This window comes from Streptomyces gottesmaniae (genome assembly GCF_031845845.1).
Lineage (GTDB): Bacteria > Actinomycetota > Actinomycetes > Streptomycetales > Streptomycetaceae > Streptomyces > Streptomyces akebiae.
Map to the genome: position 1 here is coordinate 242,532 of NZ_JAVRFJ010000008.1, position 6,046 is coordinate 248,577.

Below are 6,046 nucleotides of genomic sequence, written 5' to 3' on the forward strand. Positions count from 1 at the left end.
CTAGTGCAGGTGCAACCATCGCCCGGCCTACTCCGCCGCCGTGTCCTGGAGAAGCCCGATCAGGTTGCCGTCGGTGTCCTTCACCGAGGCGATCAGTCGGCCGCCACCCACGTCATGGACGTCCTCCAGCGTCTGCGCCCCGGCCCCGAGCAGCGCCGCGAGTGTCGTCCGGATGTCGCCGACGTGCCAGTACGGCACGGGCCCCGTCATTCCCTTCGCGTGGCCGTTCGGGTCCAGCCCCACGTCCTGACCCGCGTCCTTGAAACCGACGTAGTACGCCGAGTCCGCGTACGGTTCGACCTGCAGCAGGGCGCTGAACAGGGCCTTCGCCCGATCAAGGTCCCGGACGGGGTAGATGACGGTCTTCATGGGCCCACATGAAGCCGAGGTACGCGCGGTGGTTGGCGCGCTGCTGCCACCAGTCGCCCGGCATCTTCGACACCAGCGCCCGCTTGCCGTGCACGACCTCGTCGTGGGAGATGGGCAGGACGTAGTTCTCGCTGTACGCGTACACCATCGAGAACGACATCTCGTTGTGGTGGTACTTGCGGTGCACGGGTTCGTGCTCGATGTAGCCCAGCGAGTCGTGCATCCACCCCATGTTCCACTTCAGGCCGAAGCCCAGCCCGCCGCTGTCGGTCGGCCGGGTCACCCCGTCCCAGGCCGTGGACTCCTCCGCGATGGTCACCACGCCCGGCGCCCGCCGGTACACGGTGGCGTTCATCTCCTGGAGGAAGGCGACCGCGTCCAGATCCTCGCGCCCGCCGAACACATTGGGGGACCACTGTCCGGAGTCCCGCGAGTAGTCGAGGTAGAGCATGGAGGCGACCGCGTCCACCCGCAGCCCGTCGACGTGGTACTCCTCGCACCAGTACACGGCGTTCGCCACGAGGAAGTTGCGCACCTCGGTGCGGCCGAAGTCGAACTCGTACGTCCCCCAGTCCGGATGCTCCGCCCGCCGACTGTCCCCGGGCTCGTACAGCGGCTCCCCGTCGAAGCGGCCGAGCGCCCAGTCGTCCTTCGGGAAGTGCGCGGGCACCCAGTCGACGATCACCCCGATCCCGGCCCGGTGCAGGGCGTCGACCAGGTACTTGAAGTCGTCCGGGCCGCCGAGGCGGGCGGTCGGGGCGTAGAAACCGGTGACCTGGTAGCCCCAGGAACCGCTGAACGGGTGCTGGGCGACCGGCATCAGCTCGACATGGGTGAACCCCAGATCGGCGACGTAGCCGGGCAGTACATCGGCGAGCTGGCGGTACGTCAGCCCGGGGCGCCAGGACGGCAGATGGATCTCGTACACGGAGAACGGCGCCTCGTGCACCGGGACGTCACCGCGCCGGGCCATCCACTCCGCGTCCCCCCACTCGTAGTGCGAGGCGTGGACGACGGACGCCGTCGCGGGGGGCACCTCCGCCCGGCGGGCCATCGGGTCGGCCTTGAGCAGACGCCTGCCGTCGCGCGTGGCGATCTCGAACTTGTAGTGGGCGCCCTCGCCCACCCCCGGCAGGAACAGCTCCCAGACGCCGGAGGAGCCGAGGGACCGCATCGGGAACGCCGTCCCGTCCCAGCAGGCGAAGTCCCCGACGACCCGCACCCCCCGGGCGTTCGGCGCCCAGACGGTGAAGCGGGTGCCGGTGACGCCCTGGTGGGTCATCGGCTCGGCGCCGAGAGCCTTCCACAGCTGCTCGTGCCGACCCTCCCGGATCAGATGCAGATCCAGCTCGCCGAGCGCGGGCAGGAAGCGGTACGGGTCGTGCACCTCGTGGTCGGCCTCCTCGTACGACACGAACAGCGTGTACGCGGGCACGGCGTCGAGCGGCAGGAGGACGGAGAAGAGGCCGTCGCCCTCCGAGGCGAGATAGGTGCGCTCGCCCTCGATCACGACACTCACGGCATGGGCGTACGGGCGCAGGGCCCGCACGGCGATCCCGCCGCCCGGCACCGGATGGGCGCCCAGCAGGGCGTGCGGGTCGTGGTGCGCGCCGGAGAGCAGCCGCGCACGCTCCTCGGGGGGCAGGGGCGGGGCGGCCACGGTCAGCCTCGGGCGGCGCCGGGGCGGGCCGGCCGACTCGGGGGGCGTGGTGTCACGCAGAGCCACGGCTTCAGTCTCCTCTCACGGCGAGACGCTCGATCGCCGCCATCGGTACGGGGAGCCAGTCGGGTCGGTGCCGGGCCTCGTAGAGGACCTCGTACACCGCCCGGTCCGTCTCGTAGGCGCGCAGCAGACCGTGCTTCTCGCGCGGGTCCCAGTCGGCGCGGGCCGCGTAGCCCGCGCAGTAGGCCTCCCGGCAGCGGCGCGCCCACTCCGGGCGCCAGGGCCGGCGCTGCCGGGCGGCGTAGTCGAAGGAGCGCAGCATCCCGGCGATGTCCCGCACCGGCGACTGGGTGCCGCACCGTTCGGCGAGCGGACGGGACGGCTCGCCCTCGAAGTCGATGACGAACCACTCCGGGCCGGCCCGCAGCACCTGCCCCAGATGCAGATCGCCGTGCACGCGCTGCGCGGGCGGCCCCGGGTCGCATGCGAGCAGGGCGCGGAAGGCCGTGCGCAGTCCGGGGACGTACGGCCTCAGGGCCGGTACGGAGCGCGCGGCGGCGTCGAGCCGTTCGGTCATCGCGACCGCCGTCCGCGCGTTCTCGTCGTGGGCTCCGGCGGGGAAGGCCGAGGCCAGCGCCAGATGCACCTCCGCCGTCGCCCGGCCCAGCTCACGGGCCTGCGCCGTGAAGTCCTGCCCGGCGGCGAGCGCGCCGAGCGCCAGCGTCCAGCCGTCCGAGGCGTCGGGCAGGAACGGCTGGAGCACGCCGAGCGTCGCCGGGAAGGGATCGGTCGTCCGGAACCAGGCCACCGGCGCCGGCACCCGGCCGCACCCCTGCTTGGCCAGCGCGCCCGGCACCTCCAGATCGGGGTTCACCCCGGGTTGGATGCGCCGGAAGACCTTCAAGATGTACTCGTCCCCGTACACCAGCGAGGAGTTGGACTGCTCGGCGTCCAGCAGGCGGGGCGCCAGCCGGGCCGGTACCCGTGCGCCGGGGTCCGCCTCGAAGCGCAACGGGCCCGCCGAGCCGGGATGCCGCAGCCGTTCGAGGAGCAGTTCGGCCGACCGGGGGTCGTACAGCGCGTCGTACACCGTCAGACCGGCGAGCGGCCCCTCGTGCGCCTGCCCGATGAGCGCTCGCGCCAGACGCGGCACCGGATGCTCACGCACCCCGAGCAGGAGCTGATAGCAGTCACCGGCCGACGGAGTTCCCCCCGGCGCGGGCACCCCGCCGTGCCCGGTGTGGCTCGGGTGGCCGGTGTGCACGAGCAGATGCAGGCAGCCCGGGTACAGCTCGGTCATCGACAACAGCGCGAGGTCCGTGACCGGCCGGTCCTTGCCGGCGAACCAGCGTTGCCGTGGCAGCCACTCGCGCAGCAGCCCCGCCAGCGAGGTCATGAGGCCGACGGCGACCTCTTCGTCGCTCCGCCGGAGCAGTGCGGATGCGGTCTTCGACATGGTGACGCGTCCTTTCGCCGGACCGCGCTTCAACGCCCTCGGGCAGCGCGGGAGAGGACTCGGGAGAGCCGGAACCAGTAGAAGCCGTGGCCCGCGAGGGTGAGGAGGTAGGGCAGTTCGCCGATGGCGGGGAAGCGGACTCCGCCGATGAGTTCGACGGGGTGGCGTCCCTCGTAGGCATGCAGATCGAGTTCCGTGGGCTGGGCGAAGCGGGAGAAGTTGTTCACGCACAGCACCAGGTCGTCCTTGTGTTCGCGCAGGTAGGCGAGGACGGACGGGTTGGACGAGGGCAGCTCGGTGTAGGTGCCGAGGCCGAACGCCGGGTTCTGCTTGCGGATCTCGATCATCCGGCGGGTCCAGTGCAGCAGCGACGAGGGGGAGGACATCGACGCCTCGACGTTGGTGACCTGGTAGCCGTAGACCGGGTCCATGATCGTCGGCAGGTAGAGGCGGCCGGGGTCGCTGGTGGAGAAGCCGGCGTTGCGGTCGGGGGTCCACTGCATGGGGGTGCGGACGGCGTCGCGGTCGCCGAGCCAGATGTTGTCGCCCATGCCGATCTCGTCGCCGTAGTAGAGGATCGGCGAGCCCGGGAGGGACAGCAGCAGGGCGGTGAACAGTTCGATCTGGTTGCGGTCGTTGTCCAGGAGCGGGGCGAGCCGGCGGCGGATGCCGATGTTGGCGCGCATGCGCGGGTCCTTGGCGTACTCCGCGTACATGTAGTCGCGCTCTTCGTCGGTGACCATTTCGAGGGTCAGCTCGTCGTGGTTCCGCAGGAAGATGCCCCACTGGCAGTTCGAGGGGATGGCCGGGGTCTTGGCGAGGATTTCCGAGACCGGATAGCGCGATTCCCGCCGGACCGCCATGAAGATCCTCGGCATGACCGGGAAATGGAACGCCATGTGGCACTCGTCGCCGCCGCTGGGGAAGTCGCCGAAGTAGTCGACGACGTCCTCCGGCCATTGATTGGCCTCCGCGAGGATGACCGTGTCCGGATACAGCGCGTCGAGCTCCCGGCGGACGTGCTTCAGGAACGCGTGGGTGGCCGGGAGGTTCTCGCAGTTGGTCCCTTCCTCCTGGTAGAGGTAGGGGACCGCGTCCAGCCGGAAGCCGTCGATGCCGAGATCCAGCCAGAACCGCAGGGCGGCCAGCATCTCCTCGCGCACGGCCGGGTTCTCGTAGTTGAGATCGGGCTGGTGGGAGAAGAACCGGTGCCAGAAGTACTGTTTGCGGACGGGGTCGAAGGTCCAGTTGGAGGCTTCGGTGTCGACGAAGATGATCCGGGCGTCCTGGAACTGTTTGTCGTCGTCGGCCCAGACGTAGTAGTCGCCGTAGGGTCCGTCGGGGTCTTTCCTCGATTCCTGGAACCACGGGTGCTGGTCGCTGGTGTGGTTCATGACGAAGTCGATGATGACGCGCATGCCGCGTTGGTGGGCGGCGTCGACGAATTCCACGAAGTCGGCGAGGTCGCCGAATTCGGGGAGGACGGCGGTGTAGTCGGAGACGTCGTATCCCCCGTCGCGGAGGGGGGATTTGAAGAAGGGCGGCAGCCAGATGCAGTCGATGCCCAGCCACTGCAGGTAGTCGAGTTTGGCGGTCAGGCCCTTGAGGTCGCCGACGCCGTCGCCGTTGCTGTCCTGGAAGGAGCGGACGAGGACCTCGTAGAAGACGGCGCGTTTGAACCAGTCCGGGTCCCGGTCCTTCTGCGGCGTGTCCTCGAAGGTGTCCGGGATGGGTTTGTTCATGGTCATGGCGTACCTGACCCTCCGTTCTGCGACGACGAGGACGAGCTGTCCGCACGGGGCTGGACGTGGAGGACGTGCGCGGGTGACCGCCCGGGTTCCAGGCGCACGTAGTTCGTCCTTCCCCAGCGGTAGGTCTCTCCCGTCAACTCGTCGCGCACCGGCATGTTCTCGCCCATGCCCAGGCCGAGTTCCGCCATGTCGAGCGTGACCGTGGCCTCCTGGGCGCGGTGGGGGTCGAGGTTGACCACGACCACGACCGCGTCCGACCCGGCGCGCTTGCTGTACGCGATCACCGCGTCGTTGTCCGTGTGGTGGAAGCGCAGGTTCCGTAGTCCGTGCAGTGCGGGGTGCCGCCGTCTGATGTCGTTGAGCGCGGTGATGAGAGGCGTGATGGTGCGTCCGTCGCGTTCGGCCGTGTCCCAGTCGCGGGGGCGGAGTTGGTATTTCTCGGAGTCGAGGTATTCCTCGCTGCCGGGTTTGAGGGGGGTGTTCTCGCACAGTTCAAAGCCGGAGTAGACGCCCCAGGTGGGGGAGAGGGTGGCGGCGAGGACGGCGCGGAGTTCGAAGGCGGGGCGGCCGCCTTCCTGGAGGAAGGCGTGGAGGATGTCGGGGGTGTTGACGAAGAAGTTGGGGCGCATGTAGGCGGCGGCCTCACCGGCGAGTTCGGTGGCGTACTCGGTGAGTTCGGCTTTGGTGTTGCGCCAGGTGAAGTAGGTGTAGGACTGCTGGAAGCCGGTGGCGGCCAGGGTGTGCATCATCGCGGGGCGGGTGAAGGCCTCGGCGAGGAAGATGACGTCGGGGTCGGTGGCGTTGATC

At 69.7% G+C, this 6,046-nt stretch carries 4 protein-coding genes and 1 pseudogene; all 5 read right to left on the reverse strand.

Translation table 11 applies throughout. The features are described from left to right. Nucleotides 1-27: 27 nt before the first annotated feature. Nucleotides 28-369 carry a VOC family protein gene (locus tag RM704_RS12280; protein ID WP_033525798.1) on the reverse strand — a complete coding sequence of 114 codons (342 nt, stop codon included), beginning with the start codon at nt 367-369 and terminating at the stop codon, nt 28-30. Beyond that, nucleotides 353-2,095: pseudogene (gene glgB, locus RM704_RS12285) on the reverse strand (1,4-alpha-glucan branching enzyme); the annotation flags it as partial. The gene RM704_RS12280 and the pseudogene glgB, both read right to left, overlap by 17 nt. Nucleotides 2,096-2,099: 4 nt before the next feature. After that, on the reverse strand, nt 2,100-3,488 hold the full coding sequence (locus RM704_RS12290; RefSeq protein ID WP_033525799.1) for a maltokinase N-terminal cap-like domain-containing protein: 1,389 nt from the start codon (nt 3,486-3,488) through the stop codon (nt 2,100-2,102). Between the two features lie 29 nt (nt 3,489-3,517). Beyond that, nucleotides 3,518-5,236, reverse strand: a complete 1,719-nt coding sequence (gene treS / locus RM704_RS12295; protein WP_311590535.1) for a maltose alpha-D-glucosyltransferase — start codon at nt 5,234-5,236, stop codon at nt 3,518-3,520. Then, a partial coding sequence (locus tag RM704_RS12300; protein WP_311590536.1) for an alpha-amylase family protein occupies nt 5,233-6,046 on the reverse strand: 814 nt, incomplete at its 5' end. The genes treS and RM704_RS12300, both read right to left, overlap by 4 nt.